The sequence below is a fragment of the Aminobacter sp. P4_H6_2 genome (genome assembly GCF_056400805.1).
The window spans coordinates 1-12,702 of record NZ_JBFUKO010000007.1 but is presented as its reverse complement, the minus strand read 5'-3'; the positions used below and the strand labels follow the sequence as shown (position 1 = coordinate 12,702).

Below are 12,702 nucleotides of genomic sequence, written 5' to 3'. Positions count from 1 at the left end.
ACTCTTCCGGTGTGTCGTTCTCGCATGCGACTTGTTCGGCCGCGCGGCTGTCAGGCAACCATGTGGCGATCAGCCCGAGACTTTCAAGATAACAGCATCGTGGCCCGTTGCCTCGACGAAAAGCAAGAGGTCGCTGCTGGCGATGGAGGTCGTGGCCTCATTGGTCAGCGGGTGGGCGTTGATCACGGCGTTTTCCATCAGGGAACTGTCGAGGACCAGCTTGACCTTGCCTGAGCTGTCGTTGATCAGCCCGAAGACGGTGACCGAGCCGGGTGCCACGCCGAGCAGTTCCATCAAAGCCTCGGGCTTGCCGAAGGAAACCCGGCTCGACGCGCCGATCAGCTGATGGATCTGCTTGAGATCGACGCTCGCTTCCTCATCCACCGTGACGAGAAAGAAGTTGTCCTTCTTGTCCTTGAGGAAAAGGTTTTTGGTGTGCCCGCCGGGGATCGCGCCGCGCAGCGCCTGCGAATCCGCGACCGTGTAAAGCGGCGGGTGGTCGTGCGTCTCGACGGTGATTCCGAGGGTGTCGAGGAAGGCCAAAAGCTCGGCCCTGGTCTTGGGATTCGTCGCGCCGGTCATGAAAGCCTTCGCCAAAAATTGCTGGGTGGGAGGGTTTATGGKCAAAGCCCGTGGCCAAGACAAGCCCGCCTTGTTCATCCACAGGCGCGGTTTCCGCGGAAATCCGGGCTTTCACGGGCATTGGAAAAATAGCGAAAAAAGATGGCGTTTTCCCTGTTGCATTCACCGCGAGGTTCGGCCATATAGCAGCCGTTGCGGCGACGAGCCGTGCGAGCGGGTGTAGCTCAGGGGTAGAGCACAACCTTGCCAAGGTTGGGGTCGAGCGTTCGAATCGCTTCACCCGCTCCAGTTTTCCTCAGGGAAAACCAACATCAAAAGCGGCCACCTTCGGGTGGCCGCTTTGCTTTGCGCGGTGCGCCGTGTGTTCCACTGAACTGTTTGCATAGTTGTCGGCGCATGCCTGGTCAGGCGGCGGTTTTGACAATATTAGCCGTAGCTCATAGGCTTGCCCCAAATCACGAGCGTCGGCTCCTTGCGGGAGCAAAGAGTCGTGCTGGTTCCCACGGGACACCAGTGGAACACCGAAGCCTTTCGGCTTTCCAGGCAAGGTTCGGCAACAAGATGCATCCGGCGATCATGGCCCTGCCTCTGGCAGTCTTCACCTTTTCCGCGGCAATGGCGGACGAGAAGGATTTTCTCGAAACCCTTTCAGGAAATTGGCATGGCTCGGGTCAGATACGGTTGAAACCTGAAGCGATGGCGATGAGCGTCTCTTGCAATCTCGATTCGCGCGCTGAAGGTTCCGAACTCAATCTGGATGGTGCCTGCCGGGCAAAAGCTGTCTTTTCGCGCCATATCGGCGTCGACCTGATTGCCAACGGCCTGCATTATTCCGGTTCATATCTGGGGTCGGTACGCGGCCCCGCTGAGCTTACCGGCACGCGATCAGGCGATACGCTCAACCTCAAGGTCAGGTGGCCGGACAGAGGCTCTGGGCCGCGCGTGGCAAGCATGCGGGTGGCGAGCCTGGGCACGGGGCGCATGCGGATCGTGACGGTGGAAGCGCATCCCAAGACCGGCGAGCAGGTCGTGACGGCGCGGATCGAGTTCAGCCGAAACTAGATGGTGCAAACATGCCGACCACCTGCCGCGGGCGATGCCATGGCAATGTGCGAAGCTTATGGAATCGCCCGGTCAGATCGCACGCATTGATCAATTCCATCATTTGAGGGATAGTCGGGTCAGCGTTGCGTGGAGCCTCAGGCGTATGCGTACACCGGTTGCCAGTCAGGTCAGGAAGCGCAGGGCCGTCGCCGATGCGCTTGGCCGGCACAAGGTTTTCGTCAGTTCCCGTCTGTTTCGCGGCGACGGGCAGACCGTTTCCCGGGTGCTGGTGTCCGGCCAGTATTACGACGTCAACGATGCCCTGCTCGACAGGCTGATGGCGGGCGCGACCCCCAAGGAGCTCGAACTTGAGCCCGCGCCCGAAGATGCGGCGCACTAGGCCGGGATGGCAGCGGAAAAGCTTCGCACCTACCGGCAAAAGCGCGATTTCACCAAGACGCGCGAGCCGCTCGGCGTCGAGCAGAGCCGCGAAGGCAACCGCTTCGTCGTGCACAAGCACCATGCCACCGCAGACCACTACGATCTCCGGCTCGAGCTCGATGGCGTGCTGAAGAGCTGGGCCGTGCCGCGCGGGCCCTCGCTCAACCCGGCGGACAAGCGGCTTGCGGTCGAGACCGAGGATCACCCGCTGGACTATATCGACTTCGAGGGCCTCATCCCTGAAGGCGAGTATGGCGGTGGGCCGATGATCGTGTGGGACGCCGGCGTGTGGGCGCCGATGGACGACGCGGCATCGGCGCTCGAGAAGGGCGCCTTCAAGTTTCGGCTGTGGGGCGAAAAGCTCAAGGGCGGCTGGATGCTGGCGCGGTTGAAGCCGAAGGGCGGTGAAGAAAAGCGCAACTGGCTGCTGTTCAAGGAACATGATCCGGCAGCCGATGAGAACGTCGATATTCTCGAAGATCGCCCCGAAAGCGTGAAGAGCGGGCGGCGGATCGAGGAATTGGCCGCGCCGCCGAAAAAGCCGCAATCGAAGCCCGGCGACATCAAGCCCGGCAATCTTGCGGGTGCCGTGCAAGCGCCGATGCCGGCGCGGGTCGAACCGCAACTGGCGACCGCTGTTCCGAAGCCGCCATCGGGCGAGGGATGGCTGCACGAAATCAAGTTCGACGGCTATCGCACCATGGTGCATCTTGAGGGTGGCTCGGCGAAGCTGATCACTCGCAGCGGCATCGACTGGACGAAACGCTACGGCAAGCTGGCGTCGGCCTTTCGCGACCTGCCTTGCAGCGACGCCGTCATCGATGGCGAGATCGTTGTGCTCGACGACAAGGGCATCAGCCGGTTTGCCGCCCTGCAAGATGCGCTGGCCAGCGGGCACGACGAGCTTCTGGTGTTCTACGCCTTTGACCTTGTTCATCTCAATGGCTGGGACCTGACCAGGACAGAGCTAGAAAAGCGCAAGGGCCTGCTGGAACAATTGCTGGCCGGCCATGTCCACGCGCAGTCGGCACTTCAGCTCAGCGGACATGTCGAGGGCGACGGCCAGGCGCTCTACGACCAGGCAACCGAGATGGGGCTTGAGGGCGTCGTGTCGAAGCGGATTTCGGCGCATTACACCTCGGGCCGCTCGCACAGCTGGACCAAGACCAAGGCGCTGAAGCATGGCGATTTCTACATCGCCGGCTACACCACATCGCAAGCCGCCGAGGGGCTGGCGGCACTTGCGCTCGGCGAATGGGTCGATGGCGAGCTGCACTATCGCGGCAAGGTTGGGACCGGCTTCGACAGTGAGACGTTGGAGACATTGCTGCACAGGCTGGAAGGTCTGCGCGAGGGGGCAGCGAAGCTCGATGGAGCGCCAAAGGAGGTGATTCCTGTGCGACCTGTGCTCAACGCCCGCATCCACTACGCCAATCGCACCACCGATAATGCGTTGCGTCATGCGGTGTTCAAGGGATTGCGCGAGGCCGAACTGTCGGAAGCGCCGCAAGCTCCGCGCAAGCGGTTGATCACCGATGCCGACCTTGCCACCATCTCGATCACCAATCCGACACGTCGAGTTTTGGGAAAGTCCGGGCCGACCAAGCTCGACGTCGCCGTCTATTATGCCGCTGTCGGCGATTTCATGCTGCCGCATGTCCTGGGGCGGCCGGTGTCGCTGTTTCGCTGTCCGACGGGCCAGCAGAAAGATTGCTTCTTCCAGCGCCACGCCTTTTCGGGCATGCCGGCGACGATCGCTTCTTTCGAGACCAAGAACTCGGACGACGAGACAAAGACCTACATTTCGGTGGAGGACGCCAAGGGTTACCTGGCGCTGGCGCAGTTCGGCGTCGTCGAGTTCCATGTCTGGGGGGCGCTGCGCAAGCGTCTGGACAAGCCCGACCGGATGGTCTTCGACCTCGATCCAGGCGAAGGCATCAGCTGGCGCGAGGTCGTTGAGGCCGCCGTTCATGTCCGTGACGAGCTTGCCAAGATGGGGCTGGTGGCTTTCGCCAAGACCTCAGGCGGCAGCGGCATCCATGTCGTCGTGCCGACGACGGGCAAGCTCGGCTGGAAGCCGTTCCACCAGGCAAGCAGCGAAATCTCGTCTCGGATCGCCAAGACCGCGCCCGACACATTCACCACCGTGATGGGCAAGGACAACCGCAAGAAACGCATTTTCATCGACTTCCACCGTAACGCGCGCAGCGCCACGGCGGCCGCACCTTACAGCCTTCGCGCCCGCACCAACATGCCGGCGTCGACCCCACTCAGCTGGCCGGATCTCGAGTCCATCGACGCTCCGGCAGATTTGAACTATTCTTCGCTTCCCGGACTTGTGGCCAAGTCAGGCGATCCTTGGGCAGACATATCAGATCACGCCCGGGACTTGCCGACCGAGGTCACCGCCAAGAGTAAGTCTTGACCAAGAGTATGTCTTGAATTGTGTCGCGTAGGAGACAAGCATGGCACCAAGGGCAAGTTGGAAGGGATATCTGAAGCTCAGCCTGGTCAGCTGCCCGGTACGGCTGTACCCGGCGACCAGCACGAGYGAGCGCATCAGCTTCAATCAGCTGCACAAGGACACGCATAACCGGATCAACATGAAACCCGTCGACCCGGAGCTTGGCCTTGTCGAGCGCTCAGACCTCGTCAAAGGCTACGAATACGAAGACAAGAAATATGTGGTCATCGACGAAGCTGACGTCGATAGCGTCAAGATCGAATCCAACCACACGATGAACATCGAGGCCTTCGTCGACGAAGCGGACGTCGATGTGATCTACCAGGACGCGCCCTATTATCTGGCACCCGATGGCGCGATGGCCGAGGAAACGTTTTCGGTGCTGCGCGAAGCACTGCGCAAGTCGGGCAAGCTCGCCATCGCCCGCCTCGTCTTGTCGAGCCGAGAGCGCGTGGTGACCATCGGCGCTCGCGAGAATGGCATGTTCGTCTGCACATTGCGCAACCCCAGCGAGGTGCGCGGCACGGCTGAATATCTCGGCAACATCCCCGCCGGAAATCCCGATCCGGAAATGCTGGAGCTCGCCGAAGCGCTGATCAAGCAGAAGCTGACGACGTTTGATCCGAAGAACTACGAAGACCGCTACGAGATCGCCTTGATGAAGATGATCAAGGAGAAGCTGAAGGGTCACAAGCCGATCATCGCGGCAGCACCAGAGCGCGGCAATGTCATCAACCTCATGGATGCGCTGAAGGCCAGCCTCGGCCAGGCCAAGCCACCAGCCAAGAGCAAGACCAAGGCCGAACCGACTGAGAAGCCGGCAGCCAAGCTTGTGGCCGTTGGAGGTGGCAAGGCCGCGAAGGGCAAGAAGTGACGGCACTTTCGGGCAGGATATTCGGCCTGGTCGGTGCGCTCGCCGCTTTCCCGAGGCGGCTCGGCGTGCGTGAGGTCGCTCGCCAAGGCGGCGAGCTGCAGCACGGCATAACGCGACGCACGACCCATGTCGTGCTCGGCAGGACATTGCTCGGCAAGCTCGACGAGGCGCAGCTGGAGGCCCGGATCAATGCGGCATCGGCCTCGGGGCGTCCGGTGCTCAGCGAGAACGGGTTCCTGCGGGCGCTCGGCTTGCTGGACGCGGTCGAAGGCGCGAAAATGACCCGGCAGTCGCTGATCGACCCATCGCGCATCGTTCCCCGTGCCTTCGACTTCCTGTCGCTGTTCGACGCCTTTGAAAGCGATAGCGAGCCCTATGCGTTTCGCGACCTGATCCTCGCCAGGAAATATGCCGGACTGCTGGCTGGTGGAGCCACATGGAGCGCGATCGCACGGTCGGTTCGCCGCTCGGGTGCTGTGGCCTCACTGAGCGCAATGTCGCTTCATGCCGACGGCAAGGATGCGATCTACGCCCGCCTAGGTGCTGATCTCGCCGAACTGGACGGCCAGCGGCTCTTGCCGCTCGAACGAACCAGCGACGCCGAGCTCGAAGACATGTTCGAGCTCGCCGAAGAGGCGGAAGAGGGTGGCAACTACGTCGAGGCGGCGGCACTTTATGCACGCTGCCTTGCTGCCGATCCGAGTGACAGTGTGGCTGCCTTCAACCGGGCAAACAGCCTGCGCGCGGCTGGCCTCAATCAGGAGGCGATGCAGACCTATCTCAGGGCGATCAAGCTCGACCCGAAATTCGTCGAAGCCTGGTTCAACCTCGGCGGCCTGTTTGCCGCCGAAGGCAAGGCGCATACCGCGCGGCGGCACCTCAAGAAGGCGGTGGCACTCGATCCGTTCTATGAGGACGCCGTGTTCAATCTCGCCAATCTCGAATATGAGGCCGGCGACCTTGCCGAAGCCAGGCGCTGGTGGTCGCTCTACCTCGAACTCGACGGCACCTCGGAATGGGCGAAGACCGCCGCCAAGGGCATCCAGTATGCCGATCTCCACCTCAAGGAACGAACGGCAAGCTAGATGGGCGTGAACTTTCTTTTCGACGGCGCGGAAGACGCACCGGTCACCGTGCTCCTGGCCCATGGGGCAGGTGCGCCGATGGACTCGGCATCGATGAATGCGGCAGCCAATGCTCTTGCCTTGGCTGGCTTTCGCGTGGCGCGTTTCGAATTCGGCTACATGGCGGCGCGGCGCCCCAAGGCCGGACGCAAGCCGCCGCCAAGGGCGGAGACGCTGAACCCCGAATACAAGGCAGCGGTCGAACAGCTCAACACCAAGGGGCCGCTGATCATCGGCGGCAAGTCGATGGGCGGGCGCGTTGCCAGCATGGTCGCCGACGAGCTGTTTGCGTCGGGCAAGATCGTCGGGCTGCTGTGCCTGGGGTATCCCTTCCACCCGCCGGCCAAGCCCGCGCAGCTGCGCACCAAGCATCTTGCGGCGCTCAAGACGCCGACGCTGATCGTGCAAGGCACGCGCGACGAGTTCGGCACGCTCGAGGAGGTTCCGAATTACGAACTGTCTGAAACCATCGAGCTGCTGTGGCTCGAAGATGGCGACCACGATCTCAAGCCGCGCAAGAGCATTTCCGGCTTCTCCGCCGCCGATCACCTGAAAACGCTGGGCGATTCCGTCGCCGCATGGGCCGCGCGGCTCTCCTGAACCCCGGATGAAGATCGCGACCTTCAACATCAACAACGTCAACCGCCGGCTCGAAAACCTGCTGGCGTGGCTGAAGGAGGCAAAGCCCGACGTGGTTTGCCTTCAGGAGCTGAAGGCGGCTGACACACAGCTGCCGCGTTCGGCCATCGAGGCGGCCGGTTATGGCGCGGTGTGGCTGGGACAATCGACCTGGAACGGCGTTGCGATTCTTGCGCGTGGCACCGAGCCGATCCCGACGCGGATGGAATTGCCCGGCGATCCCGACGACCGCCAAAGCCGCTACATCGAGGCGGCGGTCAATGGCGTGCTGATCGCCTCGCTCTATGCGCCGAACGGCAACCCGCAGCCGGGACCGAAATTCGACTACAAGCTGGCCTGGCACGCGCGGCTCAACGCCCATGCGGCGACGTTGCTTGCGGCCGACGTTCCGGCTGTGCTTGCTGGCGATTTCAACATCGCACCGGAGCCCCGCGACGTCTATCCGAGCAAATCATATGACGACAATGCGCTGGTTCAGCCTGAAAGCCGCGATGCTTTCCGGCAGCTGCTCAACCAGGGCTGGACCGACGCCATCGGCAAGACGTTTCCCGAGGATACGGTCTACACATTCTGGGACTATCGACGGAACCGGTGGCCGCGCGACGCTGGGCTCAGGCTCGACCATCTGCTGCTCAGCAAGAAGATGGCCAAGCGCCTGACCGGCACCAACGTGGATCGCGAGGTACGCGGCCGCGACGATGCGAGCGACCACGCCCCGGTCTGGATCAGCACGAAATAGGACGGTTTCAAGTCACCGGCTGTGGCTCGGGGAATGTCCACTTGCCGTCCAGAATTTCCTGTCGAGGACGGTAAAGCCGCACGGTGTAGTTCCAGCCCTTCATGATGGGCAGGCAGTTGGCGATCTTGCCATCGCAACCGCCGAACTGGATGGCGATCGAACCGTCGGCACCCTTCGTGGCCGTAATGTTGTTGACCGAGTAGGCGTCATACGGGTTTTTCTCGAAATAGCCCTCGGCGTTATAGAGGGTGACGGACCAGAAGCCATCGACGGGAACGTCCTTGACGTCGAGCTTGTAGGTCGTCTTGCCGTCATTGTTAGCCGGCGTAATGTTGAGGTAGGTCGCGTCCTTGTCGGGATTGCCGCCCCAGCCGGCCGCGGTTCCGATCAGGTGCCTGATGGGGTCGACCTCCTGCTTTGTGCCGAACGCCTTGCTGAAATCGGGTATGGTGGTGGCGAGAACCAGTAGTGCATCGCGCACCTTCTTCTGGCTCATCTGATCCCAATTGGGCGCCTCGAAGGTGCCGGGGCTTGCCTGTTCGGACTTGATGGCATCCTGGAGCGTATGAACCTGCTTGATGTCTTCCGGATCGGCGGGGTCGACGAGCGTGCGGATGGCGACAGCGACATAACGCGTGCCAACCTTCTCCTTGTCCAACGTATAGGAGCCAGCCCCGTAGACGACCTCGGGCACATAGTGATCCTCGTTGATCACCTGCATCGACATGAAACGTTTGCCGGCATCCGGCAACGTGATGGTTGCCGGGCCAGCGTCGAGATCGAATACCGCTGACGAATAGAGCGTGTCGCGGTTGAGGCGGATGACGGTCTGATTGTCGATCCGTGCCGGCTCGCGGCGGTGCACGAACTTGCCGATGCCGGCGGCGTCCTTGATCAATCCGCCAAAATAGAGGTCCGACTCGGCACGGACGAAGTTGTCGACGCCGACAGGCACGGTGTCAGCCGCCAGCGCCTGTGACGCGCCGATCCCTGCCAGAGCCAAGGCCAATGCCGTACGAAAGTTTGCCATATCAGTGGTCCTCGGTGCTCAGTTGACGTGTTTCAGTGCCGGAGCTTTCCATTTGCCGTCCAGTGCCTCCGGTTTCGGCCAGTAAAGGCGCATCACCGCGAAGAACGGGCCTTTTGGCGCCGGCAGCCAGTTGCTCTCTTTGTCGGCGCCGGGGGACTCGTTTTGAACGTAGAGTGTAATCCCCCCATCCGCATCCTGCTTGAGGTTGGGCAGCATCGGCGAATTGATCAGATAACGGTCGAGCGCATTTGCATAGAGCAGGCTCGCCGGCAGCTCATACAGCGTCAGTGACCAAAAGGCGTTGACCGGCGGCAACTGGCCGGGCGCGAAGCGGAGGGTGTAGCTGCTCGCGCCGTTTGTCGGCTTACCATCGGCGTCGACGAAATAGGCGGGATAGAACGCCTCCTCCTTCGAGTTGCCATAGATGCCGAGTGCTGCTCCCGACATGCGCTGCATGTAATCGTTCTTCAGGAACGCCCGCGTGCCGAAGGCATCGGCACTGGAGGCTTTTCCAGAGTCGATCTCGGTCTCCTTGTGCACCTTGAACGCGGCCCAGGCGTCAGTCATGCCGTCTGTCAACGCCTTTTGCGTCTCGGGAGGCAGTGCCTTGAAATCGAAGGTCTTGCCCGCGCCGATATCGAGCCTGGCGAAGCGCTCCATAAGCTCCGTTTCGGAAGCGTTGGTCGGGGCAAACTGCAGAATGAAATTCAGGACGTTGAAGAACTCAGGCGAGGTCTTTTCGTCGGCCGCGCTCAACGGTTTGATGAAGTCGATGGCCGGTGCAGCGGCAGGCGCGGGCTGGCCAAGGAACTTCGACAGCGGCTCGACCTTGTAGCCGGACTGGATCTTCTTGACGTTGTCGATGTCGGCCGGATTGAACAACTGCGTGCGGTAGAGCACGAAGGCGAGTTCGGTTTCCGAGCGGATCACGCCCTTGACGCCGGCTGGCGTTTCGCCTTTCCAGTTGGGACCGGCGAGCAGGAAGCTGCCTTCCTCGTTGCCCGTAGCGCGGCTACCGACATAGGCGAAGTTGAATGTGTACTGGTCGATGAACTGGAGCGAATAATAGCGCTCCTTGTCGATCGCCGGCACGGTGAACACCAGAGGTTCGGCACGCAGGTCTGCGCCGACATAGGAATAGGGTGTGTCGGAGTTGGGCGTCTGGATCGCCTTGTCGTCGGGGGTGTAGACGCGCGCATTGTTGAAGATCGTGTTCCACGGCGCCTTGAATTCGGGGCCGCTGGTGTCGACGAAATAGGAATGCTGGATGCGGTAATTGTCGACCAGGGGGAAGCCGTAGATGGTGGCTTCCTTGGCGATGGCACGCGCCTCTTCCGGAGCGAGGGGCTGCGCGTGAACCGCGCCGGTGCTAGCGGCGGCGATGGCGGCCACACCTGCGGCGAAGAGCCGGGCACGCGCCCAGTCACCGACCTTGAATCCAGCGCGTCGAGCGAGCGCCTCCGAAGTTGGAGTCCACGATGTCATGACGTCTCCCCAGATACCAATTCACTTCGTTGCCAACATGCCCCTGGGGCATACTCGCCTGCCAAGCTAGTTCGCTCAATGTCGCCTTGTCACCCCCTCCAATTCTTTCGTCGGTGCATGGTTAGCGCATTCTTGAGCGCCCAAAACAAACGGGCGGCGCACGAAGCGCCGCCCGGAGTGTCCGATCATTGCCTCGGCGTCAGTTGGCTGCCGGCATCTTGCAGTCGGCGGCGTAGCTGTCGCTATGCGCCGTCAGAACCTTGGAGTCGGTCTTGAGCGCCATCTTGCCGTCGGCGCCCTTCTCGGCCCTGAGCGAGTACCAATTCTGCACCGGATGCTGGTTGGGGCCGAACTTGAACGAGCCGCGTACCGAAGGGATTTCCTGGGTCAGCAGCGCCTTTCGGAACGCCGGTAGGTCGTCGATGCCGGACTTTTCGAGACCCGTGCCGATCAGCAGCGCCGCGTCATAGCCTTGCGCGGCATAATAGGTGATCGGACGATCGCCGAACTTGGCGCGCCAGGCCTCGACGAAGGCCTTGTTGACCGGATTGTCGAAGTCGTCGTTCCAGTGGCTGGTGACCTTCACGCCGGCGGCAGCGTCGCCGACAGCCTGGACGATGACCTGGTCAAGCGAGGCCGGATGGACGACCATCGGGATGTCCTTGAGCAGGCCGGCCTGCTGGTACTGGCGCATGAAGGCGATGCCGAGGCCGCCGGGCTCGAACTCGTAGACGACGTCGGGCTTGGCGGCGCGGATCTGCGCCATTTCGGCGGCGAAGTCGGTCTGGTCGAGGCCGGTATAGGTCTCGCCGACAACCTCGCCCTTATAGAAGCGCTTGAAGGCGCCCATCGTTTCCTTCCCGGCCTGGTAGTTTGGCGCGATCAGGAAGGCCTTCTTGTAGCCGAGCGACTGGGCAAGCGCGCCAGCGCTTTCGCCCTGGCTGTCGTCCTGCCAGGAGCTGACGAAATAATTGGGGTGGCATTCCTTACCGGCGAAGGTCGCCGATGCGGTGTTGGCGCTGACATAGATCGCGTCGCCGTCGAGAATGTCGGGCAGTGCCGCGAAAGCGACGTTGGCGAAGACCATGCCGGTGAACAGCTTGATGCCCTGCTCGGACAGCATCTTGTCGGCGATCTGCTTGGCGTTCCCAGGCTTCAGCGAGTCGTCTTCGACCACCAGTTCGACGGCCTTGCCGCCGAGCTGGCCCTTGTTGGTGTCGATGGCAAGCTGGAAGCCGTCGCGGATGTCCTGGCCGAGATAGCCGGCCGGGCCCGAAAGCGTGGTGATCATGCCGATCTTGAGCGGGTCCTCGGCGTAGGCCGCGCTCATTGTCAGCGTCAGAAATGCAGCCGACAAAATTCCCTTGAAATGCATCAGGTCAGTCCCTCCAGGTGAATGTGCCCTGACCGATCCGGTGCGACTGCCGCGTCTCCCGATCGCGGTTTTGCGCAGCACCTTTGCGGCCAGCAAGACGAAATAAGACGAGGAGGCCGCAGCGATGCGCGCGATCAGGCAATTTATCCGGCGCAAGGACGATGAGCGCTAACGCGCCAGCCTTGGCACCGGTCCAGAGATCGCAGGCACAACACACTGCTCCTCCACGGTGTTGTCCAGCGCCAAAACTTGGCGCAATCGCAGGCCCGGTAAATGGAAAACTCGTCGCCTGGACATGACGAGCAGGAATATCGGCTGTTCGTTGATTGCTAATGCGTCATTGCGCGAGGTCGCGGGCGGTCCGGCGCAGCGTCTCGACCAGCACCTCGGCGGCGGGAGATAGTCGGGCATTGGTGCGGGTGGTGATGCCGATCGGCATGGCGGTGGCGCGCAATGTCACCGGCAAGATGGTGATGGCGCCGGAGGCTGCCTCGCGACGCGCGACCTGGGCGGGGAAGACGCCGAGATAGTCGGCGTCGATCAACAGCCCACGGTTGGTCAAAAGCGATACGGAATCCACCGCATGCGGCGGCGGCTCGAGCCCTTCCTCGCGAAAGGCGATGTCGATCTGGCGGCGCAGGCTGGTTTCCTGCGGCGGCAGGATCCATTCCCAGCCGATCAGGTCGGCGAGGCTGACATGCTTGCGCTCGGCGAGYGGGTGGCCGCGGCGGGCGACGACGCAGGCGATGTCGTCCATCAGCACCTCCTGCACCACGTTGAGCCGGTCTCGCTGTTCGGACAAGCGCCCGACCACCATGTCGAGTTCGCCGGCGCGCAGTGCCGGGATCAGCACGTCGTTGGTGCCTTCGACGATCTTGACCACCAGCTTGGGCCGCTCCCTGCGC

At 62.2% G+C, this 12,702-nt stretch carries 12 protein-coding genes and 1 tRNA gene; 8 read left to right on the top strand and 5 right to left on the bottom strand.

What is annotated here, in order from left to right; translation table 11 throughout:
- Window positions 1–69: 69 nt before the first annotated feature.
- Window positions 70–582 (bottom strand): prolyl-tRNA synthetase associated domain-containing protein, encoded by a 513-nt coding sequence (locus AC1DUU_RS01330; protein ID WP_476781605.1) that lies wholly within the window; start codon window positions 580–582, stop codon window positions 70–72.
- A gap of 213 nt (window positions 583–795) precedes the next feature.
- On the opposite strand from AC1DUU_RS01330, the gene AC1DUU_RS01325 reads away from it, so the two are divergent.
- From AC1DUU_RS01325 to AC1DUU_RS01290, 8 genes are all read left to right on the top strand, one after another.
- A tRNA-Gly gene (locus tag AC1DUU_RS01325) sits at window positions 796–870 on the top strand.
- Window positions 871–1,095: 225 nt separating this feature from the next.
- Window positions 1,096–1,644: a hypothetical protein gene (locus AC1DUU_RS01320; RefSeq protein WP_476781604.1), complete on the top strand. Its 549-nt coding sequence runs from the start codon at window positions 1,096–1,098 to the stop codon at window positions 1,642–1,644.
- 145 nt (window positions 1,645–1,789) lie between these two features.
- Window positions 1,790–2,026 (top strand): hypothetical protein, encoded by a 237-nt coding sequence (locus tag AC1DUU_RS01315; protein ID WP_476781603.1) that lies wholly within the window; start codon window positions 1,790–1,792, stop codon window positions 2,024–2,026.
- Window positions 2,027–2,032: 6 nt separating this feature from the next.
- Window positions 2,033–4,492 carry a DNA ligase D gene (gene ligD, locus AC1DUU_RS01310; protein ID WP_476781602.1) on the top strand — a complete coding sequence of 820 codons (2,460 nt, stop codon included), beginning with the start codon at window positions 2,033–2,035 and terminating at the stop codon, window positions 4,490–4,492.
- A 40-nt stretch (window positions 4,493–4,532) separates the two neighbouring features.
- Window positions 4,533–5,405, top strand: coding sequence for a non-homologous end joining protein Ku (gene ku / locus AC1DUU_RS01305; RefSeq protein ID WP_476781601.1), 873 nt, complete (start codon window positions 4,533–4,535; stop codon window positions 5,403–5,405).
- Entirely contained in the window at window positions 5,402–6,490 is a 1,089-nt protein-coding gene (locus tag AC1DUU_RS01300; RefSeq protein ID WP_476781600.1) for a tetratricopeptide repeat protein, read from the top strand. Before ku ends, AC1DUU_RS01300 begins: the two co-directional genes overlap by 4 nt.
- Window positions 6,491–7,129: an alpha/beta hydrolase family protein gene (locus tag AC1DUU_RS01295; RefSeq protein ID WP_476781599.1), complete on the top strand. Its 639-nt coding sequence runs from the start codon at window positions 6,491–6,493 to the stop codon at window positions 7,127–7,129.
- 7 nt (window positions 7,130–7,136) lie between these two features.
- On the top strand, window positions 7,137–7,907 hold the full coding sequence (locus AC1DUU_RS01290; RefSeq protein ID WP_476781598.1) for an exodeoxyribonuclease III: 771 nt from the start codon (window positions 7,137–7,139) through the stop codon (window positions 7,905–7,907).
- 7 nt (window positions 7,908–7,914) lie between these two features.
- Here the strand turns inward: AC1DUU_RS01290 and AC1DUU_RS01285 are convergent, their stop codons facing one another.
- The 4 genes from AC1DUU_RS01285 to AC1DUU_RS01270 form a co-directional block, all read right to left on the bottom strand.
- On the bottom strand, window positions 7,915–8,937 hold the full coding sequence (locus AC1DUU_RS01285; RefSeq protein ID WP_476781597.1) for a DUF1214 domain-containing protein: 1,023 nt from the start codon (window positions 8,935–8,937) through the stop codon (window positions 7,915–7,917).
- 18 nt (window positions 8,938–8,955) lie between these two features.
- Complete coding sequence (locus AC1DUU_RS01280) at window positions 8,956–10,422, bottom strand: DUF1254 domain-containing protein (RefSeq protein WP_476781596.1); 1,467 nt, start codon at window positions 10,420–10,422, stop codon at window positions 8,956–8,958.
- Between the two features lie 199 nt (window positions 10,423–10,621).
- Window positions 10,622–11,797, bottom strand: a complete 1,176-nt coding sequence (locus AC1DUU_RS01275) for an ABC transporter substrate-binding protein (protein ID WP_476781595.1) — start codon at window positions 11,795–11,797, stop codon at window positions 10,622–10,624.
- Window positions 11,798–12,134: 337 nt separating this feature from the next.
- On the bottom strand, window positions 12,135–12,702 hold a 568-nt coding region (locus AC1DUU_RS01270; protein WP_476781594.1), incomplete at its 5' end, for a LysR substrate-binding domain-containing protein.

Excerpts from the sequence above, each read along its gene's own strand:
- AC1DUU_RS01330 (WP_476781605.1), bottom strand. The coding sequence starts at position 582 with ATGACCGGCGCGACGAATCCCAAGACCAGGGCCGAGCTTTTGGCCTTC.
- AC1DUU_RS01315 (WP_476781603.1), top strand. The coding sequence starts at position 1,790 with ATGCGTACACCGGTTGCCAGTCAGGTCAGGAAGCGCAGGGCCGTCGCC.
- ligD (WP_476781602.1), top strand. The coding sequence starts at position 2,033 with ATGGCAGCGGAAAAGCTTCGCACCTACCGGCAAAAGCGCGATTTCACC.
- AC1DUU_RS01295 (WP_476781599.1), top strand. The coding sequence starts at position 6,491 with ATGGGCGTGAACTTTCTTTTCGACGGCGCGGAAGACGCACCGGTCACC.
- AC1DUU_RS01290 (WP_476781598.1), top strand. The coding sequence starts at position 7,137 with ATGAAGATCGCGACCTTCAACATCAACAACGTCAACCGCCGGCTCGAA.
- AC1DUU_RS01285 (WP_476781597.1), bottom strand. The coding sequence starts at position 8,937 with ATGGCAAACTTTCGTACGGCATTGGCCTTGGCTCTGGCAGGGATCGGC.
- AC1DUU_RS01280 (WP_476781596.1), bottom strand. The coding sequence starts at position 10,422 with ATGACATCGTGGACTCCAACTTCGGAGGCGCTCGCTCGACGCGCTGGA.
- AC1DUU_RS01275 (WP_476781595.1), bottom strand. The coding sequence starts at position 11,797 with ATGCATTTCAAGGGAATTTTGTCGGCTGCATTTCTGACGCTGACAATG.